We start from the raw sequence: 24,334 nt of genomic DNA, 5'->3' as shown, positions 1-24,334 counted from the left end.
GAAAATAAAATGATGCATACAGTTCCTTGCAATCCTAGTATTGCTATATACCCAGGTAGCTTTGATCCCATTACAAATGGACATTTAGACATTATTAAAAGGGCGGCAAAACAGTTCGATCGTTTAGTCGTGGCGATTTTAAATAATCACAATAAAAATCCTTTGTTTACAGTAGAAGAGAGAACACAGTTAATAACTAAAGTGGTAGAAGATTTGCCTAATGTAGAAGTGGAGCATTTCAGCGGATTGCTCGTTCATTATATGGAAAATAAAGAGGCCAACGTTATTATTCGTGGTTTGCGTGCCATATCAGATTTCGAATATGAAATGCAAATCGCTTCTACGAATCATAAGTTAAGTGATGAGATTGAAACTTTTTTCATGATGACATTGCCACAATACAGCTTTCTAAGCTCTAGTATTGTCAAAGAAATTGCAAAATACAATGGCTCCGTTAAAGATTTAGTGCCACCAGCAGTTGAGCAAGCATTACTACAAAAATATAAAAGTAAAGATTGATGTATTCGTCATTGATTTTTACTGTTAAAAATGGAAATAAGATAAGAACTTAATGACATGAAGCATAGTAATGCAGTAAAGGCTAACAAGCTATAGCATGCAATGGTAAATGGAGATGGTACAGCAAAGTTTTCTCTGATGACTTGTTGAGTAGATACTGCAACCGTATTACTCTGATCCCAAAGATAAGTAAAGGCAGGATACAGTATCCACATCAACATAAATGCAATGATAGTTTGTATACTTTTAAATACAACAAATACGGAAAAACGAAGATCGATGTTAGATATGATGGCACGCACTTGCATGAGTGTAGACAGTCCACTCCAAGTCACTATAGCAGAGAGGATAGCAAGTTGAAGCACAGGATGATGCTGTATGTTAACACTTGTAAAATAAGCGCCTAGGTGCATTTCTAAAGCACCACTTATCCATGGAATTGTCCATGGTGCAGGAGTGAACGAAATAGTAATCATCTGTATCATTACAGAGAAAAACATCATAATACCGCCGATCAACATTAACGTTTGTATAGAATTGGATACGGCATCCCCTAGCACTTTACCGAAGCTCAACGTTTTGTTGGCATTCAAAAAAGCCAGTACTTCATGTTGTTTTAATGTTGGGTGGTTATCATGGGTAGTAGAAGAATGGAATATATATTTCAGTATAATAGTCATGATGAACACCGAGCATAGATGTGTGATCAATAACAACCAACCGTATGGACTATGTTGTAAAAAGCCGACACCAATCACCATAATGATAAAAATTGGATTTGTCATATGCGATAGGATAAGTAATTTTTCTCCTTCTTGTCTAGTGATGAAGTGATGCTGTCTTAAGGTGGCAGTCATTTTTGCCCCAGCGGGATACCCCGCAATACATCCTGTGGCCATTATCACGGCTGCGATGCCTGGTAAACGAAATAATGTTGTCATTAAAGGTTCGAAACTTTTACTCATGGTATGAAGCAATCCTAAAGCCATTAATATTTCTGTCAAAATAAGAAAAGGGAGCAGAGCAGGGAAAATAATCTCCCACCAAATTTGTAGCGACTGCAACGAGGCTTCAAAAGTTAGTTTGGGATTCATGAAAATATTTAACACCACCATAATGGAGACAACGGCTAATAAGAGCGTATGGATGTAACCTCGTACTTGTGTGGTCAATGCTCATTCATCCTTTCCACTTGTTTTGACAAGCTTACTACATCATACGTTACATCAGATTTACGTATGCGAATTAATATAAAAGAGAATCGTGAATAAAAGGGAGTGAAGCGATGCGTAGTTGGAATCAAAATAGAATGCAAAAGAGATGGATTATTTTTGCATTCATTTTTATACTCTTGTGGTTTATAGAAACCCCGTATGCTGTTTCCCAGCCAGGTAGCGCGCAAGAAGTACAGTCTATGATTGAGGTGAAAGATGGATTCACAGAAGAGGAAGGTTCACTGATGTTAACGACCGTTGCTTCCAGTAGAAGTGTCAATGTTTTTTATTTGATATACGCAGGCGTGCATCCTAATATGGATATTTATGAAAAGACAAACGAATCTGATGAAAATTATATTCAACGTCAACTTACTTTAATGAGGAGTTCACACCAAAATGCGATTGCAGCGGCATACGATATGGCAAACATTCCTTATGCTTTGTTAGAGCAAAGTGTGAGGGTAAACAGCATTGTTCCTGGCTATCCTGCCGATGGAAAATTGCAAGGTGGAGATGACATTACGCAAATTGATGATGTGAATATGACCAATGTGGATGAATTAATTTCATATATCAATACAAAGAGTGTTGGAGATGCGGTGGAAGTTTATTTCCTAAGAAATAACGAATCACAGTCAGTAACGTTAACATTAGCGTCTTCTCAAGATGGTGAAAGTCGTCCGCTCATGGGGGTTCAATTAGTAGATGTCCAAGAAATTAAACCAGATAGCCCCGATCATGAAGTCATGTTTGACGTGGAGAAGATAGGAGGCCCCTCCGCTGGGTTAATTTTTTCTCTAGAAATATATAATCAGTTGGTGGAAGAAGATATTACAAAAGGGTATGAGATTGCTGGAACTGGAACGATCAGTGACAGTGGAGCAGTTGGAGCAATAGGTGGTATAAAGCATAAAATCGTGGCTGCGCATGAAGAAGGAGCACAAATATTTTTGTGTCCTCCATCCAATTATGAAGAAGCTTTGGAGAAATGGAACGATCTAGAGACGGATATGCAGCTGGTACCCGTGAAATCGTTACAGGAAGCGATTGATTTTTTGCAAAATCTAAGTTGAGACACCTTACTTGACATATACTACAATCGTAAATACGTGACCACATGGCGAGCAAGTAAACAGCATTCTACGGATGTGTCATGTTGTTATCGCCGTAATGGCGCTTGTATAAAATCCCTTTTTACATCTTGTTGATTTATTTCAGGATAGGCAAGGGCATAGGCAGCAGCAGCTTGCAAATCAAGTTGTCCTATCGTCGAGAAAGTTCGATCTACATTCGTAATGACAGGGACTGTGGCAGTTTTCTTCATTTGTTTTAGTAATGTTCTTCCTTTTTCTGAAAATCCTAGTATACGAAGATACGGTACACCTTGAGCAAGTGTGCTAGCATTGATCATCTCTTTGGAATGTTGTAATAAGATGCGAACTAACATACGCTGTAATTTGGTTAACGTATATCTTTTTGTTTTTATTTTGGATAATAAATGCTGAACGGACGGTGCTTCCAACTGGAATAAAGATTGCTTTAATCGATGCTCCAATCCTTCTTGTACCTCGTATATTTCTTGAAGTTGATACGAAGAATACACAGTAAGGATATGGAAAAGTGGAGCGGCAAATTGCTCCCAGTCCATTGGGGCTCGTCCTTGTTCCCATTCTTTTTTTAAAATGTCATACGTATAGTGAGGCATGTAATCTTGAACTTCTTTAAGGGAATGTATGTCGTTCATCATATGTTTTCTTATTGCGGTTGCACTTGCAATGTTTTGATGTGTAATGTCTTGTTGGTTGTAATCTGCGTTTGTCCTTGCAATCGTAAGCGGATTGATACTGCTTTGCAATCTTTCTAGTGCAATGCAATAGTGTAATCCAAGTGTATTGTTGGGCTGTACTAGTTGTGCTATGGGTGTATTTACCATGGAAAATTCACGTACTGTTTGACTGTAAGCTTGTGGGTAATTGATGCCTTGTTTTAATGTTTGCTGTAATTTTTGCTTGAACTTTTCAGGCTCTTGACTGAGTTGTTTCGCAAGCTGTTTGATCCATTCTATTTCACCGCTTTCGCTTCCGAAACACAAATGCTGGACTACGCCAGTAGCGTGTAGTGCAGACACTGCACCATAAGCAAACCATTCTGCAGGCTGAGAAGCGAACATAACAGGAAGTTCAATGACAACATCAACCCCCATATGGAGAGCCATTTCTGTTCTTGCCCATTTATTGACGATACTAGGTTCTCCACGCTGAAGAAAATTTCCGCTCATGACCGCAATGACTGCATCCGCGTTTGCTGTTTGTTTTGCTTGTTGGAAATGATGTACATGCCCATTATGAAGAGGATTATATTCAACAATAATACCGACTGTGTTCATATTACCTCCCTGTAGAATATGTATTGAGTATACGCTAACTCGTCGTTTTCATATTTTTTACTATAGCATGAAACAGTTATGATTGACAAAATGGAGGTATTATCGGTATAATTACTTTGTTTGTTTGAGGTGAATTACTAGTGTCAACATTACGGATTAATGTAAAAGAATTAGCAGTTAGAAATAAACCGCTAGAAATCAATAAGCAACTTAATGTTCAACATCTTGTCGACGAAATGCCAGAAATCGTTTCTGCTACTCCGTTGGAGTTGCATTTAACAGCAGAATACAACAGAGGTATGGTACAAGTTAGTGGACAGTGTCAGATTACAGTTACATTTATATGTGCTCGCACTTTAGTTCATTTTAATGAAAATTTACATTATACATTTCATCAGATGTTTACAACATCACAGGCTCAAACGATGAAAGATGAAGATATAGAGTGGATTGAATTCGATACGTTTGATTTAGTCCCTTATATAGAAGAACAACTCATATTACAGTTCCCTCTCGTTCCTATTTGCAAGAACCCAAAGGAAGAAGATGAGGCATTGTTAAAAACGTATAGTGTAGAAGAACTGGAAGACACAGATGTACAACAAGTGAAAATTGATCCTAGGCTAGAAAAATTAAAAAGATTTTTTGATGAATGAACACTATGTATTGATTTCATTAAGGGGGTGGAAAGAATGGCAGTACCTTTTAGAAAAGTGTCTAAAACTCGTCGTAATATGCGTCGTACTCATTTTAAATTACAAGCACCAGGTATGGTAAGCTGTGATAATTGTGGAGAAATGAAAATAGCGCACCGTGTGTGCAAAAGCTGTGGGCATTACAAAGGAAGAGAAATCGTAAAATAAGGTAACAAAACACGTAGTACTTCATCTAAGATGAGGTGCTATTTTTTTGTATATATAACAAGTATTGTTTGGCTTTTATTTTAACTGGATACAAAAAAATGCTTCACAAATGGCCTTTTTTTATATATACTTACTATTAGTACCTGGTAATAAAAGAATTCAAACTGTATCATACAGTTTCAAATAATAGCAGAAGTAAGACACGCTAGAACGATTTGCATGTGTAAGGTGGTGCTCAAGATCAGCAAGCTCCCGAAGAAAAAAAGGCAGCAACATTTAGTTGAAAAAATTGAACATAATCCTTTTATCACAGATGAAGAATTAATGAAATGTTTTCAGGTAAGTATTCAAACTATTCGATTAGATCGCATGGAACTTGGTATACCTGAATTAAGAGAAAGAATGAAGAGTATGGCGGAGCAAACATACGATCAAGTGCGTTCCTTGCCGCCAGATGAAATTATAGGTGAAATTATTGATCTGCAGCTCGACGAGAGTGGGATATCTATCTTTGAAATAAAAGAATCTCATGTTTTTTCTCGTAATCGTATTGCAAGAGGTCATTACGTATTTGCACAGGCAAATTCACTTGCCATCGCTGTCATTGACGATGAGATTGCGTTAACGGCTAGTGCACACATTCGTTTCGTTCGATCTGTTCAACTTGGAGAGAAATGTATCGCAAAAGCATCTGTGAAATCGTCGAATAATGAGCAAGATAAGACAAAGGTAGAAGTTAATACATATGTAAATGACGAGTTGGTGTTTCATGGCGACTTCGTTGTATATCGTAGTGAAGACAACGGAAATAAGTAACGGAGAAAGGATGGAACAACATGAAAGTTGCAATAGATGCCATGGGAGGCGATCATGCACCTCACATTAATGTAGAGGGAGCTTTGCAAGCAGCCAAACAATGGAATGACATCGATATTGTGCTAGTTGGAAATAAGAATGAGATAGAAAAGGTAGAGACCAATTTCCCTTCTAACATTCACATTCATCATACGGAAGAAGTTATCTTACCAGATGATGAGCCTGTACGGGCTGTACGTCGTAAAAAGAATGCTTCCATGGTCGTTGCTGGAAAGATGGTAAAAGAAAAAGAAGTCGATGCGATGATTTCATGCGGTAATACGGGGGCATTAATGAGTACTGGAGTGCTCATTATTGGACGTATCAAAGGAGTAGAAAGACCTGCATTAGCTTCTATGATTCCCACTGCGGATGGAAAGGGTGTCATGGCATTAGATTTAGGGGCTAACATGGATGCAGCACCAGAGCATTTGTATCAGTACGCTGTGATGGGAAGCATGTATAGACATTTAGTAGATGACTTGTCTAAACCAAGGGTTGGTTTGCTGAATGTAGGCTCAGAGCAGAAAAAAGGAAATGATCTGATCAAGAAAACATATCCTTTGCTGCAAGAAGCACCTATTCATTTTATAGGTAATGTAGAATCCAGAGATGTGGTACAAGGAAATTGTGATGTGATGGTATGTGATGGATTCGTTGGCAACGTGATGTTAAAAGCGATGGAGGGAACAGGTGAACTTCTTTTTTCTCGTTTAAAAGAGGAACTCACTAAAAATATGTTTAGCAAAATGGGAGCGCTGATGTTGAAGCGTGGCCTCATGAATATAAAAAGTCAAATGGACCATAACGAATATGGCGGAGCGCCGCTTCTTGGTCTAGATGGCATATGTTTGAAATGTCATGGTTCTTCGAATGCTACAGCGATTAAAAATGCAGTGGGAAATGCAATCAAAGCACACCAAACGAAAGTTGTGGATGTGATTACGTCTAAAATTACAAGGGGTGAATGACCGTCATGAATCAAATTCCTGTAGGCGTGTTAGGGCTAGGAAAATATGTTCCTGATACTGTATTGACAAACAGTGATTTAGAAAAAATGGTGGACACAAATGATGAATGGATCAAGACGAGAACGGGAATAAGTGAACGTAGAATTTCTGCTAAAGATCAAGCAAGTTCAGACTTGGCGTTGCATGCAGCGAACCAAGCATTAGAGCGTGCGAACATGAAAGCAGAAGATTTAGATTTGATTGTGGTTGCGACAGTGACGCCAGATATGTCCTTCCCGTCTACTGCAAATATTTTGCAAAGTAAGCTTGGTGCTACAAAGGCAGCTGCCTTTGACCTGGCAGCAGCATGTACTGGATTTATATACGGATTATCTACTGCTTCTAATTTTATAGCCAACGGTTCCTATCGTTATGCGCTTGTTGTTGGTGTGGAAAGCCTATCTAAAATAACAGATTATACTGATCGAAATACATGTGTGTTGTTTGGAGATGGTGCAGGCGCTGCGGTGCTTGGACCTGTAGAAGAAGGAAGAGGATTTCAATCCTTTGTACTCGGTTCGGATGGGTCAAAAGGCGATTTGCTAAAGTTACCGGCTGGAGGATCTTTGCATCCTACTTCAGAAGAGACGCTTGCCAATAAAATGCACTATATTCATATGGAAGGTCGAGAAGTATTCAAGTTTGCCGTACGAGCTATGGGTAGTTCAGCAGAGGGAGCATTAAGTAAAGCAGGATTGGAAAAAGCTGATATTGACTTGTTAATTCCTCATCAAGCTAATGTGAGAATTATAGAATCAGCGGTGGAACGACTAGAATTACCTAAAGAAAAGTGTGTTGTGAATTTAGATCGTTATGGTAATATGTCTTCCGCTTCTATCCCAGTAGCACTTGCAGAATCATGGGAAGAAGGAAAAATAAAAGAAAATGATTGCTTAGTGTTAGTAGGTTTTGGTGGAGGCTTGACATGGGGCGCTTCCGTATTGATTTGGTAACGTAGATAGAAGAAAGAGAAGAGGAAGGGGAATGGTTGATGGGTAAAATTGCATTTATTTTTCCGGGTCAAGGTGCACAGAAAGTAGGCATGGGTAAAGATGTTTACGATCAGTACGATGAGAGTAAGAAAATATTTGATAAAGCAGATGAAGTATTAGGGTATTCGTTAACAGATATTATTTTTAATGGTCCAGAAGAAACGTTAAAACAAACTTACCACACACAACCTGCTTTGCTGGTGACTAGCTTAGCCATTATGGAGGCTTTCAAAGAAAGCAACATCCAACCTGATTTTGTAGCAGGACACAGCTTAGGAGAGTATACAGCACTTGTTGCAGCAGGAGCGTTAAGCTTAGAAGATGCTGTGCGTACTGTTCGCAAAAGAGGAGAGTTAATGGATCAAGCAGTACCATCTGGTGTAGGTGCTATGGCAGCAGTACTTGGAGCAGATAAAGACAAGTTATTAACGTTGACGCAAGACATCACGCAAGAAGGTCATGTTGTGGAGTTAGCTAACGTCAATTGCCCAGGACAAATTGTTGTATCTGGTAGTGCAGCTGGTGTAGCGGCAGTAGAAGCACGTGCAAAAGAAGAAAGTGGAGCTAAAAGAGTCATACCGCTTGAAGTAAGTGGACCATTCCATTCATCGTTAATGAAGAGCGCTGCTAGCGGTTTAGGACAATATTTAGATGAGGTCGAAATAAAGGATGCATCTATTCCAGTAATATCAAACGTAACAGCAAAAGCGTTGTCAGAAGGTAATGACATGAAGAAGCTTTTAGTAGAACAAGTCGTTTCTCCTGTGCAGTGGGAAGATTCTGTTAACACGTTACTAAATCAAGGTGTGGATACGTTCTATGAAATAGGTTCTGGAAAAGTGTTAATGGGATTAGTGAAGAAGATTGATCGATCTGTTAAGATTCATGCTATTCATGACGTTGCCGCCATTCAGTCGTCTAAGGAATAAAAGTATATCTATATAAGATAAGGAAGAAATGATCGGAAAAATGAATTCAAGGGGGATTGGAACAATGCTTTCAGGGAAAGTAGCACTAGTTACAGGTGCTTCTAGAGGCATCGGTCGTGCCATTGCTATGGAATTAGCAAGAGCAGGTGCAGATGTCGTGGTCAACTATGGTGGCAATGAACAGGCAGCAGAAGAAGTGGTGCAGCAAATACGTGCTCTAGATAGAAAAGCCGAGAAAATCCAAGCCAATGTTGCAGACAGTGAACAAGTTGGTGCTATGATAAAGGAAGTCATCTCGCAGTTCGGTAAAATAGACATTCTAGTTAATAATGCGGGTATCACAAGAGATAACTTATTAATGAGAATGAAAGAGACTGAATTTGATGCTGTAGTAGATACAAATTTAAAAGGTGTTTTCCATTGTATTAAAGCCGTATCACGTTACATGATGAAACAAAAATCAGGGAAGATTATTAATGTTTCTTCTGTGGTCGGTATATCTGGGAATTTAGGTCAAGCAAATTATGTCGCAGCGAAAGCAGGCGTAATTGGTTTGACGAAGGCTGCAGCCAAAGAGTTGGCATTGAGAGGCATACAGGTAAATGCCATAGCGCCTGGTTTTATTGAAACAGATATGACCGATGAGCTTCAGCCAGAAGTGCGTGAAAGCATGCTGAAACAAGTGGCACTTCAGCGAATGGGGCAACCAGAAGAAATAGCAAAAACCGTTCGATTTTTAGCATCAGACGATGCTTCTTATATTACAGGACAAACGATTGTAGTGGATGGTGGCCTTTACATGTAACGCTGTATAAAAATGAAGAAATCATGATATACAAGTTTACGCCTCAGTAGCCAAGCGTAAAGGTTGTAACAAGATTTTTCCATCTTATGATTAGCGGTAATAAGTTGGTTGAACAAGTTCATTCAACTTATATAGTTTTTGGACTGGTAAGATAGGACGTATTCTCGTATAATACATGAAGGAGGTGAACCGGAAATGGCAGACATGATGGATAAAGTAAAAAGTATCATCGTTGATAAGCTGGGAGTAGACGAAGCAGAGGTAACCCCGGAAGCTTCTTTTAAAGATGACTTAGGGGCAGACTCTTTAGATATCGTAGAACTAGTCATGGAACTAGAAGAAGAATTTGATATGGAAATTTCAGATGAGGATGCTGAAAAAATTACATCTGTAGGAGAAGTGCTTAATTACATACAATCTCAACAGAAGTAATGATTATCGCTCTGTAAAACGTAAACGTGTAGATGTAGGAATCGGATGGAGATATGATCCGTTTGATTCCATTTCCAATTATAGAAGACGGAATCTTATACTCACCATAGTATAAGATTCTATCTTTTCATCACATATAAAAAAGGTTGACAAGATATAACCCCCATTTATTAATGGTTGGTTCATAAATATTGAGGTGGTTAAAAATGAAACATAGAGTTGTAATAACCGGAATGGGTGCTATAACTTCTTTAGGTCATGATTTAGATTTGTTTTGGGAAAATTTAATAAATGGAAAATCTGGGATATCTCTCATTGAACATATGGATACAGCCGATTATAACACTAAGATCGCAGCAAGCATTAAAGATTTTGATCCGCTTGATTATGTAGAAAAAAAAGATGCACGAAAGATGGATCGTTTCGTACATTTTGCTGAAGCTGCGGCTCAAAAAGCATTAAAACATGCAGAACTTAAAGTCGGAGAACAATCTATTCCTGAGAGAACAGGGGTTATCATTGGATCTGGTATCGGTGGACTTCAAACATTGGAAAAACAACATGAAATTTTAATGACAAAAGGTCCTAAGCGAGTTAGCCCTTTCTTAATTCCGATGATGATTGCCAATATGGCTTCTGGTAGTGTATCGATTCATACTGGTGCGAAAGGACCAAATACGACTGTCGTCACTGCTTGTGCAACAGGGAGCAACGCAATAGGCGAATCTTTCCGTACGATTGAACGTGGAGATGCAGACGTTATGATATGTGGTGGGGCAGAAGCAACCATTACGCCTATTGGTATGGCTGGTTTTTGTTCCATGCGAGCGATGTCTACTAGAAATGATGAGCCTGAGAAAGCAAGCCGACCATTCGATGTTCATCGTGATGGATTCGTCATGGGTGAGGGTGCAGGTGTACTCATATTAGAATCACTAGAACACGCGGTAAAACGTGGTGCAAATATTATTGCAGAAGTGATCGGATACGGTATGAGCGGTGATGCACATCATATGACAGATCCAGATCCAGATGGAGCAGCTCGTGCAATGAAAAATGCAATAGCTGATGCTGAAATCTCTGTTTCTGATGTGGACTATATTAATGCTCACGGTACATCTACTCCCGTAGGAGATTTATCTGAAATAAAAGGAATTAAGTCGGCATTTGGGGAACATGCACAACATGTTGCTGTTAGTTCTACAAAATCGATGACGGGCCATCTGTTAGGTGGAGCGGGTGGTATTGAAACCATTATATGTGCTTTAACTTTGCAACATCAACAAATTGCTCCTACCATGAATGTGGATGAACAAGATCCTTCATGTGATCTTGATGTGGTGCCAAACCAAATGAGAGAACAAGGTGTGGAAGTAGCATTATCCAACTCCTTCGGTTTTGGTGGTCATAATGCGACAATTATATTAAAAAAATATGATGAGTAATTGCACCTTTATAGATCGCACAGAGTGGTTCTTTTTATTCTCCATTTGAACACGTATGAGTAGTGAGTGGAGAGGAGGAAATCAATGAATAGAAATATTAAGAAACTGCAAAAAAAACTAGATATATCGTTCCAGCATCCGATGCTTTTGCAACAAGCATTCACTCATTCTTCTTACGTGAATGAGCATCGGATGAATAAATTTCAAGATAATGAGCGATTAGAGTTTCTTGGTGATGCTGTATTAGAGTTAACGGTCTCCGAATATTTGTATAACAAATACAAAAATTATAGTGAAGGAGAATTAACGAAACTTAGAGCATCTATCGTATGTGAACCTTCGTTAGTTGAATTTGCACAATCGTTAGGCTTTGGATCTTATGTCTTGCTAGGTAAAGGCGAAGAAATGACGGGAGGAAGATCTCGTCCAGCTTTATTAGCAGATGTTTTTGAAGCGTTTATTGGAGCACTTTACTTAGATCAAGGATTGGAAGCCGTTCGACATTTCTTAAAGAAGTATGTCTTGTGTAAATTGAACAATGAAGGTAAGCCTCAGGTCATTGATTTTAAAACACAACTACAAGAATACATCCAACAACGAAGTATGGGACATCTTAGCTACCGTATTATTGATGAACGAGGTCCAGCACACGATAGACAATTCGTTTCAGAAGTGTATATGAACGATGCAATGCTAGGTGAAGGTATGGGAAGATCAAAGAAAGAATCCGAACAACAAGCCGCATCTAAAGCATTATCGAAATTAACGAAAGCAAATAAAGAATGACACGAAGTCCCTATACCTTCATGGTCGATAGGGACTTTCAATATATTGGATATAAAAAGGAAAAAGTATTTACACGTGTGGATGTCCTGTGCCAATAAGTAAATATGATACAATAGGTGTGGGGTGAAATCATGTTTTTAAAGAGTATTGGACTAGCGGGGTTTAAGTCTTTCGCTGAAAAGACAGAACTTGAATTTGTTCCCGGAATTACAGCAGTGGTAGGACCGAATGGAAGTGGAAAAAGTAATATTTCCGATAGTATACGTTGGGTATTAGGTGAGCAGAGCGCGAAGTCACTGCGCGGTGGAAAAATGGAAGATATCATTTTTGCTGGTAGTGATGGCAGAAAAGCAGTTAACTTCGGTGAAGTTTCCCTTACTTTAGATAATACAGAGCAAAGACTACCATTAGACTATAGTGAAGTAACCGTAACGAGAAGATTGTATCGTAGTGGAGATAGTGAATATTTCATTAACAATCAATCTTGTCGATTAAAAGATATTACAGAACTATTTATGGATACAGGCATTGGGAAAGAAGCATACTCCATTATTGGACAAGGAAGAATAGAAGAAATTCTTAGCACTCGTTCGGAAGATCGCAGAGGTATTTTTGAAGAAGCATCCGGTATCGTAAAGTTTAAATCAAGGAAAAAAGAAGCAGAAAAGAAACTAGCTGATACAGAACAAAATATATTGCGTATTCACGACCTTATTTCCGAGCTAGATGATCAAATAGAACCACTTAAATTGCAAGCAGACAAAGCGGTTCAATTTAAGAAGTTAAAACATGAATTACAGCATCACGAAATTTCATTATACGCATACCAAATAGATCATATCCATCAAAAATGGAAAGAAGTTCTACAAACACTAGAAGCGTTAAAAGAGCAAGAAATAGCTTTGTCTACCGTTGTACAATCCCATGATGCACAGCTAGTAAACGAAAGATTAGAAATTCGTAAATTAGAAGAAGAAATGGAACACATGCAGCTTTCTTTACTGCAAGTGAGTGAACAGTTCGAGAAAAGTGAAGGAAGCAGAGGGATATTAAAAGAAAGAAAGCGCAACCTCGTTTCTAACTTACAAACTTTAGAAGAGACAATAGCGAAAGAAAAGGAACGTTACGAACTCAGTTTGGAACAACAACACACGTTGGAAGCAAAGCGAAATCAGCTGAGTGAACAATTGAGAGAAGTAAGGCAGCAATTACTGGATGAAGAACAGCAGCTTAGTGGTGTGATTCAAGATGAAGCTATCCAAAAAGAAGAGGGACTGAAAGCAGAACTTTTGGATGCGCTCAATGAAGCAGCTCAAGCAAGAAATGAAATACGGTATGTAGAGCAGCAGACAGAAAGCATGCTGAGTAGAAGAGACAAGATCCATGGAGAGCAACAAAGGTGGGCCAATCAACAAGAGGAACTATTACATAAAAAGAAGAACTTGGAAAGTCATTTGTCATCTATTTCTGGAGAGATTGATGAACAGCGACAATATGTCACAAAAACAACAGCAGAATTCACGAATAAACAGTCACTCATGGAAGAAATAAAAGGCACTATGCACAAATGGCAACAACAAATGGAAGCCATGACATCGCGAAGAGATACGATGAAAGAAATGCAGGACGACTTTGATGGTTTTCAGCATGGTGTAAAAGAAATTCTTAAGCTGAGAGAAAGATCTGGAGCTGCTTCGGGTGTACTTGGTGCGGTTGCTGAATTAATTCACGTGCCACAAAAAGTAGAAAAAGCGGTTGAAACAGCACTCGGTGGTGCTTTACAGCATATTGTGATGGAAAATGAAGCACTCGCTCGAGATGCTATAACGTATTTGAAAAAGAAACAATATGGTCGAGCTACATTTTTACCGCTAAGTACGATTAGGGGTCGTTTTATTCAGCAAAGAGAAATGAAAGCGGCAGCAGAACAAAAAGGGTACGTTGGCGTAGCCGTTGACTTGGTGCAATATGAAGATATGTATGACTCTGTTATTTCCAATTTGCTAGGACAAGTTATCATTGCTGAAAAGTTAGAAGATGCTAATAATATTGCTGCAAGCTGTCAGTATCGATATCGCGTCGTTACATTAGATGGGGATATTGTAAACGCTGGCGGTTCTATGACTGGTGGTAGCTTTCGTAAAAAAACGGTCAGTTTATTAGGACGGAAGCGTCAAATTGAAGAAATGGAACAGCAGATGGAAAAAGGAAAGCAGCAGTTATCCCTGTTAGATCATAAACTAAAGCAACTTAAGGTAAGTACGGATACGTTGTCCCAAAATCTAAATGAAAGCAAAAATGATTTAGATAAAAAGGTCATGTTAGAACAGAAACTCAAGGCAGAGCATCAGCAAATGGAGAAAGAGCATACGTATTTGCAGCAGCAAATTAATGTATACGAACAAGAAAATCACATGTTTGAGCAGGAGTTACAAGCATATGAAAAGCAAAAAATAGAGGGGCAACAAAAGTTAGAACAAAGCATCGCCAACGAGGCAGCTTTACAGCAAAAATTAAGTCAAGCGGAGGAAGAGCGGAAGCAGAATGAAACCGCTAAGGAAGCTCTGCAAGTTACGCTAACCGATTTGAAGGTCAAAACAGCAACATTAAAACAAGAGAAACAAGCGGTAAAAGAGCAGTGGGAACAAGTAGTTAAAGAAAACGAAGTATTACAACAGAGTGTATTACAACATACGACGACACTGGATCAATGGAAATCAGAGCTCACACAAATTGAAACCACAAAAGTAGGACAGACAGAACAAATAAATCAGTTAAAGTTGAGTAAAGAAAAACTTACAGAGTCATTGGAGCTAAAAAGGTCCAATCGAGCGGCTTGTATGGAAAAGGTAGAAACAGAAGAAGCAAAGACGAAAGTAGAAAGAACAGAACTAAAAAAAATGGAAGACCATATTCATCAAACAGAAGTCAAGGCGAACAGATTAGATGTGGAATTGGAGAACTTATTGCAAAAGTTACAGGAGGACTATGAAATTTCTTTTGAAATGGCAAAAGCAAAATATCCAATGCCAGATGATGTGATTGCCTTGCAACATGTGGTCAAAGAATTAAAGCGAAATATATCGGATCTAGGAGAAGTGAATATCGGTGCAATTGAGGAATACGAGCGTATTCATGAACGATATCAATTTCTATCTTCACAAAAAAGCGATCTTGATGAAGCCAAACAGAAATTGTACGATGTGATTAAAGAGATGGAAGCAGAGATGTCATTACGCTTCACGTCTACGTTTGAGCAAATAAGAAAACACTTCATTGTCGTATTTGCGAAATTGTTTGGTGGTGGGAAAGCAGATCTCATCTTGGAAGAGCCTAACGAACTGTTGCAGACAGGGATTGAGATTGTCGCACAGCCACCAGGTAAAAAACTTCAAAATCTGCAATTGCTTTCAGGAGGCGAGCGAGCTCTTACTGCAATCGCGTTGCTGTTCGCCATTTTGAATGTTAAGCCCGTTCCATTTTGTGTACTGGATGAAGTGGAAGCGGCGTTGGATGAGGCAAATGTAACTCGGTTCGCACAATATTTACGAGAATTTTCACAGACTACGCAGTTTATCGTGGTCACTCACCGTAAAGGAACGATGGAAGAAGCTGATGTACTGTACGGTGTGACGATGGAGGAAGGCGGGGTATCCAAACTCGTTTCCGTTCGATTAGAGGAAGAATCTGAAATTGCTTAAAAGCTGAAGGAGGAAGTACACGATGAGTTTTTTTAAGAAGCTGAAAGAAAAAATCTCGAAAAGTACAGATACAGTAACGAATAAATTTAAAGAGGGTTTGAGTAAAACCCGTACCGCTTTTACTGAAAAAGTAACGGAACTAGTGTTTCGCCGAAAGAAAATAGATGAAGAATTCTACGAAGAATTAGAAGAAATTCTCATTACCTCCGATGTAGGGGTAAATACCGTGATGGATCTCATTGACGATCTTCGTCAAGAAGTAAAGGAAAGAAAAATTGAGGAATCAGCCGAACTGCAACCGATACTATCAGAAAAGCTTGTAGAACTTCTACAAGGAGAAAACGAAAATAGTGACATTAACCTGCCGGAAAATGAACTTGCAATCGTGTTATTTGTCGGTGTGAATGGTGTAGGTAAGACAACCACGATTGGAAAAATGGCTCATCGATTGAAGCAGCAAGGAAAAAGTGTCATGCTGGCAGCAGGGGATACGTTTCGAGCTGGTGCGATAGAGCAGTTGGAAGTATGGGGCGAACGCGTAGGAGTGGAGGTCATCAAGCAACAAGCTGGATCTGATCCTGCAGCTGTCATGTACGATGCGATTCAAGCAGCGAAAAACAGAAATGTGGACGTATTGCTCTGTGATACAGCAGGACGATTGCAGAACAAAGTAAACTTGATGGAAGAATTGAATAAAATATATCGTGTCATCCGTCGTGAAGTACCAAGTGCACCACATGAAGTTTTACTCGTATTGGATGCTACATCAGGACAAAATGCGTTGACGCAAGCAAAGTTATTCGGAGAAAAGACAGGTGTATCTGGATTGGTATTAACGAAATTAGACGGTACAGCAAAAGGTGGAATTGCGATCGCTATACGTCAGGAGTTAAACATTCCTGTTAAATTTGTAGGCTTAGGTGAAAAAATGGATGACTTACAGCCATTTGATTCCGAGCAGTTTGTACATGCCTTGTTTTCAGGCATGATGACAGAAGAAACGGTAGAAAAGACGGTAGAAGAAAATTAGCATGGTTACATGGAAATGACTCACGGAATGATCTATGAACATCAACATCTCTTGTGGACGGATTAATCTTTGTTGTATATAGAGGTATATGAATGAAGCACCAACATGGTTGTGTTGTCTAAGACAGCACTTCCATCATTGGTGCTTTTTTTTGTCCTCTAATGATGATACATATGAGACTTCATTTATTTGTCAAATTTAAATTTGGCTAGTGCATCAGCTAAAGCAGTGTTCATCGGTTCGTCGTTATCTTTGTTTTGCTTTTTTAAGAAAGTAGATACTTCTTTTTTGGAAACATTGTTTTTTTGTTCACCTTTACGTTTTTGAAAAGCAGAAAGTTTTTCCCGATAACTACAGGAGCAAACGAAGATTTGACCTTCGCCTTCCCCTCTTAATTCCATCTTTTTGTGGCAATTCGGGCAGCGTGCATTGGAGAGGATGGATATTTTTTTGCGAAATCCACAATCTCGATCCTGACATACATGCATTTTACCTTTCTTTCCATTCACTTCTAACAGCGGTTTGTTACATTCAGGACAACGCTTATGTGTGACATTATCATGTTTGAATTGCTGTTTGCTTTGTTTGACTTCACTTACGGCTTTTTGTGCGTATTGTCTCATGTCTTTGACGAATGTTTGTTTTTGCAATGTTCCTTTTGCAATTTGTTCTAATTTAAGCTCCCACTCCGCAGTGAGCGCAGGAGATTTGAGTTCTTCTGGTACTAATGCAAGTAATTGTTTTCCCTTCGAAGTTAAATAAATATCTTTGCCCTTCTTTTCTATGGTGAAGCTGTTGAATAGTTTTTCAATAATATCTGCTCGTGTTGCAACCGTACCTAAGCCACCTGTTTTACCTATCGTTTTAATTAATTTCTGGTCTGTACCTACCATGTACTTACTCGGGTTTTCCATCGCAGATAACAATGTTGCTTCATTAAATGGTTTCGGCGGCTTTGTTTTTCCTTCGGTTTGTATCATAGAAGCAATACGCAGGTCATCCCCTTGCTTCAATTCAGGCAATAATTGCTCTTTACTTTGTTCGTCGTCCTCTTCTTCTATGATATTACCGTAAATTGCTTTCCAACCTTGAGAAAGGATGCGTTTCCCTTTTGCAATGAATACTTCCTCCCCTATCTGAGCATGCACTACAGTTTGTTCGTATTCAGTAGCGGGGTAGAAAACAGCAATAAATCGCTTCACTACGAGATCATAGATTTTACGTTCTTGCTCGTTTAATTTTCCCATTTGAACCACTTGTTCTGTTGGGATGATAGCGTGATGATCCGAAACTTTACTGTCATCTACAACCGCTTTACCTAATTTGATTGGCTTTTTGAGCACGTTGGCAGTAAACGAAGCATAAGGTTTTACACTGCATGCTTTTAATCGATCACCTAATGTACTTACAATATCACTAGAAAGATGACGAGAATCCGTTCTAGGATACGTAAGCACTTTATGTTGTTCATATAATTTTTGCATGATAGATAGTGTTTCTTTTGCAGAAAAACCGTAAAGTTTGTTGGCGTCTCGCTGTAATTCAGTTAAATCATATAGCGATGGAGCATAATTTTTTTTATGTGCTTTTTTAACTTCTATTATTTTAGCATCTTTATGCTGAATGGAACCCATAATGTTTTCACATTTTTGTTTATCAAAGATACGAATATCCTGCGTTGTTTTACTTTGCCATGTTAACTTGAGTTTGTCACTTACCGCTGTAATCCCGTAATAAGGAAGTGGAGTAAAGTTGTTTATTTCTTCTTCTCGTTTGGCAATCATAGCAAGCGTCGGAGTCTGAACTCTGCCGCAAGATAACTGTGCGTTATGTTTACACGTCAATGCTCTAGTCGCATTCATTCCAACTAGCCAATCTGCTTCTGAACGTGCCACGGCAGAGGCGTATAAATTGTCATATGCTTTACCGTTTTTCAATTTTTTGAACCCATCTTGAATGGCCTTATCTGTAACCGATGAAATCCATAATCGTTCTAAAGGCTTTTTTACTTTTGCTTTTTCTATGATCCAACGCGCTACAAGTTCCCCTTCTCGGCCAGCGTCTGTAGCGATGACAATTTTTTTGACATCGTTTCGTAATAACTGCGATTTTACCGCGTGGTATTGTTTCGCTGTTTTTTTAATGATCACAAGTTGTAATTTGGATGGAAGCATGGGAAGGTCTTCTAACTTCCATGTTTTATATTTATCATCGTATACTTCTGGATCTGCCAAAGTCACAAGATGACCGAGTGCCCACGTTACGATGTATTGTTTTCCTTCTAGAAATCCATTTCCTTTTTGATGACAATGTAAAACCCTAGCGATATCCCTTGCGACAGAAGGTTTTTCGGCTAGGACAACAATTTTTGACATATGAACATCCCTTTCGATTGAACTCCTTATAAGCGTAACATGAGATTTTGTTTTTTCAATGTTTTTTCAATATGTGGTGTAAGGATATCTGAATTAAAAAAGAAATGTACTAGGAATGTAGATACTTATCTACTCCATCAAAACATTACATGCATAGTATAAAAGTAATGTAGCTTAACATGCAGCTGAATGGAGGGATTAAGTAGCGGATGGCAAATCCATATAGTAAATGGGAAAAAGCAAAGTTATTATATGAAAATGAAAAAACAAAAGTGTATTCTCCAGAAGTAAGAAAGTTTTCAAAAAAGGAACTCCGCATCATGCTAAATAAATATGGGGTTGTATATGTGAAACCTATTTTTGGTGGCGGCGGAAGTGGGGTTATAAAAGTCAGCAAAGTGAAAAAAAGAGATACAATATATCAATTTCATTATCGTAAAGTGATTAGAGCATTTACAACTTTTGCTGCACTGTTCAAAGCATTGCAACGACAAAAGTTAGATAAACCATATATGATACAAAAAGGGATACATTTAATGCGTTACGGAAAGCGGCCATCGGATATTAGAGTTATGATGCAAAAGTCAAATAAAAAATGGGAACTTACTGGGGTCGCTTGTCGAGTCGCAAGACCAAAAAAAATTATTACCAATGCATGCAAAGGCTCTACCGTCATGTCGTTTCATACTTTAATGAAAAATGTTAGAAGCGAAAAGCAAATACGTGCATTAAGCAAAAAAATTTACGATTTGAGTATGCAATCCGCACACATTCTAGGTCATAAGTATCCAGCATTAAAAGAGATTGGTATTGATCTAGGTTTAGATACAACGTTCAAACCATGGATTATTGAGACGAACGCTAAACCGAGAATTCAAATTTTTTATAAGTTGAATGATAAAAGAATGTTAAGACACATTTTACGCAAACGAAGAGAGAAGTAGTTTATGTTCACTTACTTTTTTTATGATGAAAAAATAGAGTGGGGATGATCATTCATATCATTCCCACTCTATCGTGTGTCTAAGTACTTATCTCCTTGTTCATATACGTATTAGTCTGTAATAAACAATTCAATTTTATCGTGAATAAAATAATTCATTCTGTTTTCATCTTCGTCTTGTATACCGTAGAACGGGGAATCTGGCATGTGGTACCAGCTTTTGAAACTGTCTGTATTCATGTCATATGTTTTTTCCATGCCACTTTGCAACATAATTTGAAGCCCATCTTCCTTAGCGAATTCTGGTATACCATCGTCAGGGTCTTCAATGGCTGGGTAAGAGAACATTTCAATTAATGCATGTGGAATATAATGTGTCTTATTATCTTTTGTTAAAATGTAATAATCAGATGAAGTTCCATTTTTTCCGTCAGCTGATTCATACCAATCCATAAAGTTATTTATTTTTGACTGTGTGAGTTCATATTGTTGTGAAAGTCCGCTAACAAAATGAATATCAAATGTAGTCGTTGGGATAATTTCTGGAAAATACATTTCTGTTGTAGCGGAATGATCTTTTGTTGCATATTTCCCACCTATTAAAATAAACCCACCGTCAATGGAAATAGAAGCCAGTTGTGATTTATTTTTTTTGTATACGTCACTGTTTATTTTAACGGAGTCCCAAGTTTGACTTTTCGTATCAAAAATATCAATGTAACCGTGATCATTTGCTCCTGTTCCACCAATAATATAAATGCTGCCATCGATAACCGTTGCCGCAAAGTTCGCTTTCGGATTAGGCATGTTTCCGATTACTGTCCATGTATTTTGTGCAGGATCATACATTTCTACTGTATCTAAGTATGTTTTTTGACTAGCGGATTTACTAGTTCCCACGTATGGATGATCCCAGCCACCCATAACATAAATTTTACCATCCACTGTTACTGCTTTTGCACCATTTCTTTCCACATTCAATTGAGACTGTTCTGTAGATTCAGACCATGTTCCGTCAGTAGTGTTGAAAGTAAGTACCTCTTTAGTAGGTTCTCCGTTTTCACCACCATAGGTTCCGCCTATAATATAAATATAGTCTCCTAATACTGTTGTCGCATATTTACCTTTGAATTTGTCATCTGCTCTCGTTGTTGTTTCTTGTCCCTCGTATTTCATTGCTTCTGCATAATTATAGCAATCATCGCTATTTAGAGTAGTACACGTTTCAGGATTAAAATAGATCGTTTCTCTTGGTCCAAACAAATATACTGCATCATTTACGGTAGCTGCCCCTCTGCCTACATATGGATAAGGTAACTCAAATGCTTCTGTCCAAGTATCGTTTATTGGATTATACATTTCAACGGAATTGGATTTTCCGCTATCTGTTTGACCTCCAAAAACATAGATGTTCTCATTAAACATAGCAGCATCAAACCCAAATCGTTTTTCATTCATTTCATCTAATGATTTCCACGTTCCTTCTCCGTATTCTGCAAATGCTGCAGATGCAGAAAAACTCATAAAAAGTAACAAAGAAACTATAAATAACACTTTTTTCATAAGGAATTACCACCTTTTATTATATTTGAGCAGCTCGTTTATAAAGTAACGCATTATTGATGAAATGTCTACTAAATTCAGAATTTTTATTGAATTATTTTAATTCTCTTTCTAATTGTATGTTACAAATAGAAAATAAAGTTTTTATTTGATTTTATTGCATGATTTTTTTGGTACATTTTTTATAAATTTCTGATGTTATGAAGTTTTTTTCCTCACATTTTGATAAGATGAAACTTGTTATAGTCTTCATGAGGAGGTGAAACATTTGGAACCGTCAGGCATTATATCTAATATATTTTTATTTATCTTTTTTGCTGTTATTTCTATTTTTATACTTATTTTTGTCTATGGTATTTTTAGTAATTTGAAACAAGCAAGACATAATTTTAAGCAGCCAGTATTAACGATACCAACTACAATTGTAGCAAAACGCACAAAAGTAAATACAACTGCTCATCGTCATCGCGGTGACACCCATCGTACTATTAATGGAACCTATACTAACTACTACGTGACATTCGAGGACACAAGCGGGGGTCGAGTGGAGTTCCTAAATTCCACCAATTCGAAAGAAAGTCGTTACATAAACAGAGCAACCACTTCTAAACTATTTACGAGCTTTAAAATAATGACAAGGTAAATGCCTTGACATTTGTTTTTTGATAGTGTAGACTTCTAAAAGTGCTGTAAAGTTGTTTTCCTTGACGGAAGGAGTGACGCTTGTGATAAAAGAACAAGCTTTGGAAAAAATGAATCGTATCAATATACTTTTTTCCTTTTACGAGTTTCTGTTAACAGAAAAACAACAGTACGTACTTCAGTTATACTTTCATGAAGATTTCTCACTAGCAGAAATAGCAGAACATATGCAAATCAGCAGACAAGCTGTGTTTGAACATATTAAACGAGCAGAACAAGTGCTGGATACGTATGAACAGAAATTGCAATTGCTAAAGCAACATGAAGAGAAATTGCAACACATTGCACAGATTGAAGCACTTATAGCAAATTGGGAAGAGAACAATAAAGACGTTATTTTAAATAAATTAGAGCAATTAAAATAGTTTTACGGGAATTAGCTTGAATGTGGAGGTGAAAGTAATGGCTGCATTTGAAGGATTAACGAGCAGATTACAAAGTGTGTTTGGTAAGCTGAAAGGTAAAGGAAAAGTTGGCGAAGATGATATTAAAGAAGCCATGCGTGAAGTCAGGCTTGCTTTATTAGAAGCAGATGTTAACTTTAAAGTCGTAAAACAATTCATTGCAAATGTAAAAGAAAAAGCACTCGGTCAAGAAGTAATGAAAAGTTTTACACCTGGCATGGTCATCATTGATATTGTTAATAAAGAAATGACAGCATTGATGGGTGGGGAGCAGAGCAAACTAGCCAAAGCGAACAAACCACCAACAGTCATTATGATGGTAGGTTTACAAGGTGCTGGTAAAACAACCACGACAGGAAAGTTAGCTCGACTTTTACAAAAACAAAACCATAAGCCAATGCTTATTGCCGCAGATATTTACCGTCCAGCAGCGATTAAGCAGTTGCAAGTGTTAGGGGAGCAAATCAACGCTCCGGTCTTTTCCTTAGGAGATAAAGTAAGTCCTGTTGAAATTGTAACCAAAGGGATGGAACATGCAAAAGAACATCATCATGACTATGTTATCGTCGATACTGCAGGTCGATTACACATCGATGAAGCGTTGATGGATGAGCTAAAGCAAGTAAAAGAAGTGATTAAGCCGAATGAAATCTTACTCGTGATTGATGCCATGACAGGACAAGATGCTGTGAACGTGGCGGAAAGTTTCCATCAGCAAATGGAATTGACGGGTGTTGTGCTTACCAAGTTAGATGGAGATACTCGTGGTGGAGCAGCTTTATCTGTTAAAGCTGTAACGGGAACACCAATCAAATTTGCTGCACTAGGTGAGAAAATAGATGCATTAGAGCCGTTTCATCCTGAACGGATGGCTTCACGAATATTAGGTATGGGAGACATGCTGACGCTAATTGAGAAGGCACAGTCTTCGATTGATGAAGAAAAAGCTAAAGAGCTTGAGCGCAAAATGCGTAAAGCTGAATTTACTTTTGAAGACTTTTTAGAGCAGATGGAGCAAGTTAAAAAACTCGGTCCGTTAGATCAAATCATGGATATGATGCCAGGAATGGGCAAAATGAAAGGTTTGAAGAACCTTAACGTAGACGAGCGAAAACTTGCGCAAACAGAAGCAATTGTAAAGTCAATGACAACAGTAGAAAAGCGTAATCCAGAAATCATTAATGCCAGCAGACGCAAACGCATCGCAAATGGAAGTGGAACTTCTCTGCGAGATGTGAATCAGCTGATTAAGCAATTTGAAGAAATGAAAAAGATGATGAAGCAATTTTCTGGCATGATGGATGGGAAAAGTGGTAAGAAGATGAAAAACAAGCTTGCTAAAGGGATGAAATTCCCGTTCGGTGGCTAAGTTTGATG

22 protein-coding genes are annotated in these 24,334 nt (G+C 38.1%); 18 read left to right on the top strand and 4 right to left on the bottom strand.

Annotation, left to right across the window (positions count from 1 at the left end; translation table 11 throughout):
- Positions 1-12: 12 nt before the first annotated feature.
- A complete protein-coding gene (coaD, locus tag D1Z92_RS03595; RefSeq protein WP_128894361.1) occupies positions 13-519 on the top strand; it encodes a pantetheine-phosphate adenylyltransferase in 507 nt (168 codons plus the stop codon).
- Positions 520-527: 8 nt separating this feature from the next.
- Here coaD and D1Z92_RS03590 read toward each other — a convergent pair whose 3' ends face one another.
- Positions 528-1,691 carry a nucleoside recognition domain-containing protein gene (locus D1Z92_RS03590; protein ID WP_128894288.1) on the bottom strand — a complete coding sequence of 388 codons (1,164 nt, stop codon included), beginning with the start codon at positions 1,689-1,691 and terminating at the stop codon, positions 528-530.
- Positions 1,692-1,804: 113 nt separating this feature from the next.
- Here D1Z92_RS03590 and D1Z92_RS03585 point away from each other — a divergent pair, with 113 nt between their 5' ends.
- Entirely contained in the window at positions 1,805-2,809 is a 1,005-nt protein-coding gene (locus D1Z92_RS03585) for a SepM family pheromone-processing serine protease (protein WP_128894287.1), read from the top strand.
- Between the two features lie 86 nt (positions 2,810-2,895).
- Here D1Z92_RS03585 and D1Z92_RS03580 read toward each other — a convergent pair whose 3' ends face one another.
- Positions 2,896-4,122 carry a nucleotidyltransferase gene (locus tag D1Z92_RS03580; RefSeq protein ID WP_128894286.1) on the bottom strand — a complete coding sequence of 409 codons (1,227 nt, stop codon included), beginning with the start codon at positions 4,120-4,122 and terminating at the stop codon, positions 2,896-2,898.
- Positions 4,123-4,262: 140 nt separating this feature from the next.
- Here D1Z92_RS03580 and D1Z92_RS03575 point away from each other — a divergent pair, with 140 nt between their 5' ends.
- From D1Z92_RS03575 to ftsY, 12 genes are all read left to right on the top strand, one after another.
- Positions 4,263-4,778, top strand: coding sequence for a YceD family protein (locus tag D1Z92_RS03575; RefSeq protein WP_128894285.1), 516 nt, complete (start codon positions 4,263-4,265; stop codon positions 4,776-4,778).
- A gap of 36 nt (positions 4,779-4,814) precedes the next feature.
- Complete coding sequence (gene rpmF, locus D1Z92_RS03570) at positions 4,815-4,985, top strand: 50S ribosomal protein L32 (protein ID WP_128894284.1); 171 nt, start codon at positions 4,815-4,817, stop codon at positions 4,983-4,985.
- Positions 4,986-5,204: 219 nt separating this feature from the next.
- Positions 5,205-5,801 carry a transcription factor FapR gene (gene fapR, locus D1Z92_RS03565; RefSeq protein ID WP_128894283.1) on the top strand — a complete coding sequence of 199 codons (597 nt, stop codon included), beginning with the start codon at positions 5,205-5,207 and terminating at the stop codon, positions 5,799-5,801.
- 20 nt (positions 5,802-5,821) lie between these two features.
- Positions 5,822-6,811: a phosphate acyltransferase PlsX gene (gene plsX / locus D1Z92_RS03560; RefSeq protein ID WP_128894282.1), complete on the top strand. Its 990-nt coding sequence runs from the start codon at positions 5,822-5,824 to the stop codon at positions 6,809-6,811.
- A gap of 5 nt (positions 6,812-6,816) precedes the next feature.
- Positions 6,817-7,803, top strand: coding sequence for a beta-ketoacyl-ACP synthase III (locus D1Z92_RS03555; RefSeq protein WP_128894281.1), 987 nt, complete (start codon positions 6,817-6,819; stop codon positions 7,801-7,803).
- A gap of 38 nt (positions 7,804-7,841) precedes the next feature.
- Positions 7,842-8,771 (top strand): ACP S-malonyltransferase, encoded by a 930-nt coding sequence (fabD, locus tag D1Z92_RS03550; protein WP_128894280.1) that lies wholly within the window; start codon positions 7,842-7,844, stop codon positions 8,769-8,771.
- A 64-nt stretch (positions 8,772-8,835) separates the two neighbouring features.
- Complete coding sequence (fabG, locus tag D1Z92_RS03545; RefSeq protein WP_128894279.1) at positions 8,836-9,576, top strand: 3-oxoacyl-[acyl-carrier-protein] reductase; 741 nt, start codon at positions 8,836-8,838, stop codon at positions 9,574-9,576.
- Between the two features lie 195 nt (positions 9,577-9,771).
- The gene (gene acpP / locus D1Z92_RS03540; RefSeq protein WP_128894278.1) at positions 9,772-10,008 is read left to right on the top strand and encodes an acyl carrier protein; all 237 of its coding nucleotides are present in this window, start codon (positions 9,772-9,774) and stop codon (positions 10,006-10,008) included.
- Between the two features lie 206 nt (positions 10,009-10,214).
- Entirely contained in the window at positions 10,215-11,453 is a 1,239-nt protein-coding gene (gene fabF, locus D1Z92_RS03535) for a beta-ketoacyl-ACP synthase II (RefSeq protein ID WP_128894277.1), read from the top strand.
- 84 nt (positions 11,454-11,537) lie between these two features.
- Positions 11,538-12,239: a ribonuclease III gene (gene rnc / locus D1Z92_RS03530; RefSeq protein ID WP_128894276.1), complete on the top strand. Its 702-nt coding sequence runs from the start codon at positions 11,538-11,540 to the stop codon at positions 12,237-12,239.
- Positions 12,240-12,370: 131 nt separating this feature from the next.
- A complete protein-coding gene (gene smc, locus D1Z92_RS03525; RefSeq protein ID WP_128894275.1) occupies positions 12,371-15,940 on the top strand; it encodes a chromosome segregation protein SMC in 3,570 nt (1,189 codons plus the stop codon).
- Positions 15,941-15,962: 22 nt separating this feature from the next.
- Complete coding sequence (ftsY, locus tag D1Z92_RS03520) at positions 15,963-16,970, top strand: signal recognition particle-docking protein FtsY (protein ID WP_128894274.1); 1,008 nt, start codon at positions 15,963-15,965, stop codon at positions 16,968-16,970.
- Positions 16,971-17,155: 185 nt separating this feature from the next.
- On the opposite strand, the gene D1Z92_RS03515 is transcribed toward ftsY, so the two are convergent.
- Positions 17,156-19,345, bottom strand: a complete 2,190-nt coding sequence (locus tag D1Z92_RS03515; protein WP_128894273.1) for a DNA topoisomerase III — start codon at positions 19,343-19,345, stop codon at positions 17,156-17,158.
- Between the two features lie 209 nt (positions 19,346-19,554).
- Between D1Z92_RS03515 and D1Z92_RS03510 the strand changes: the two genes are divergently transcribed.
- Complete coding sequence (locus tag D1Z92_RS03510) at positions 19,555-20,289, top strand: YheC/YheD family protein (RefSeq protein ID WP_128894272.1); 735 nt, start codon at positions 19,555-19,557, stop codon at positions 20,287-20,289.
- Between the two features lie 110 nt (positions 20,290-20,399).
- On the opposite strand, the gene D1Z92_RS03505 is transcribed toward D1Z92_RS03510, so the two are convergent.
- A complete protein-coding gene (locus D1Z92_RS03505; RefSeq protein ID WP_128894271.1) occupies positions 20,400-21,851 on the bottom strand; it encodes a Kelch repeat-containing protein in 1,452 nt (483 codons plus the stop codon).
- 268 nt (positions 21,852-22,119) lie between these two features.
- Here D1Z92_RS03505 and D1Z92_RS03500 point away from each other — a divergent pair, with 268 nt between their 5' ends.
- The 3 genes from D1Z92_RS03500 (at position 22,120) to ffh (ending at position 24,326) form a co-directional block, all read left to right on the top strand.
- On the top strand, positions 22,120-22,494 hold the full coding sequence (locus D1Z92_RS03500) for a DUF2500 family protein (RefSeq protein ID WP_164931434.1): 375 nt from the start codon (positions 22,120-22,122) through the stop codon (positions 22,492-22,494).
- A gap of 82 nt (positions 22,495-22,576) precedes the next feature.
- Entirely contained in the window at positions 22,577-22,918 is a 342-nt protein-coding gene (gene ylxM / locus D1Z92_RS03495; RefSeq protein WP_128894269.1) for a YlxM family DNA-binding protein, read from the top strand.
- Between the two features lie 37 nt (positions 22,919-22,955).
- Positions 22,956-24,326, top strand: a complete 1,371-nt coding sequence (gene ffh / locus D1Z92_RS03490; protein ID WP_128894268.1) for a signal recognition particle protein — start codon at positions 22,956-22,958, stop codon at positions 24,324-24,326.
- Positions 24,327-24,334 lie beyond the last annotated feature (8 nt).

It is taken from the genome of Longirhabdus pacifica (assembly GCF_004115085.1).
Classification (GTDB): Bacteria; Bacillota; Bacilli; order Paenibacillales; family DSM-105158; genus Longirhabdus; species Longirhabdus pacifica.
The sequence above is the reverse complement of the archived record's forward strand: the minus strand, read 5'-3'. Positions and strand labels throughout refer to the sequence as shown.

Bases quoted from the DNA above. Each gene is read 5' to 3' on its own strand.
- coaD (WP_128894361.1), top strand. From the start codon at position 13: ATGCATACAGTTCCTTGCAATCCTAGTATTGCTATATACCCAGGTAGC.
- D1Z92_RS03585 (WP_128894287.1), top strand. From the start codon at position 1,805: ATGCGTAGTTGGAATCAAAATAGAATGCAAAAGAGATGGATTATTTTT.
- D1Z92_RS03580 (WP_128894286.1), bottom strand. From the start codon at position 4,122: ATGAACACAGTCGGTATTATTGTTGAATATAATCCTCTTCATAATGGG.
- rpmF (WP_128894284.1), top strand. From the start codon at position 4,815: ATGGCAGTACCTTTTAGAAAAGTGTCTAAAACTCGTCGTAATATGCGT.
- fapR (WP_128894283.1), top strand. From the start codon at position 5,205: ATGTGTAAGGTGGTGCTCAAGATCAGCAAGCTCCCGAAGAAAAAAAGG.
- plsX (WP_128894282.1), top strand. From the start codon at position 5,822: ATGAAAGTTGCAATAGATGCCATGGGAGGCGATCATGCACCTCACATT.
- D1Z92_RS03555 (WP_128894281.1), top strand. From the start codon at position 6,817: ATGAATCAAATTCCTGTAGGCGTGTTAGGGCTAGGAAAATATGTTCCT.
- fabD (WP_128894280.1), top strand. From the start codon at position 7,842: ATGGGTAAAATTGCATTTATTTTTCCGGGTCAAGGTGCACAGAAAGTA.
- fabG (WP_128894279.1), top strand. From the start codon at position 8,836: ATGCTTTCAGGGAAAGTAGCACTAGTTACAGGTGCTTCTAGAGGCATC.
- acpP (WP_128894278.1), top strand. From the start codon at position 9,772: ATGGCAGACATGATGGATAAAGTAAAAAGTATCATCGTTGATAAGCTG.
- fabF (WP_128894277.1), top strand. From the start codon at position 10,215: ATGAAACATAGAGTTGTAATAACCGGAATGGGTGCTATAACTTCTTTA.
- rnc (WP_128894276.1), top strand. From the start codon at position 11,538: ATGAATAGAAATATTAAGAAACTGCAAAAAAAACTAGATATATCGTTC.
- smc (WP_128894275.1), top strand. From the start codon at position 12,371: ATGTTTTTAAAGAGTATTGGACTAGCGGGGTTTAAGTCTTTCGCTGAA.
- ftsY (WP_128894274.1), top strand. From the start codon at position 15,963: ATGAGTTTTTTTAAGAAGCTGAAAGAAAAAATCTCGAAAAGTACAGAT.
- D1Z92_RS03515 (WP_128894273.1), bottom strand. From the start codon at position 19,345: ATGTCAAAAATTGTTGTCCTAGCCGAAAAACCTTCTGTCGCAAGGGAT.
- D1Z92_RS03510 (WP_128894272.1), top strand. From the start codon at position 19,555: ATGGCAAATCCATATAGTAAATGGGAAAAAGCAAAGTTATTATATGAA.
- D1Z92_RS03505 (WP_128894271.1), bottom strand. From the start codon at position 21,851: ATGAAAAAAGTGTTATTTATAGTTTCTTTGTTACTTTTTATGAGTTTT.
- ffh (WP_128894268.1), top strand. From the start codon at position 22,956: ATGGCTGCATTTGAAGGATTAACGAGCAGATTACAAAGTGTGTTTGGT.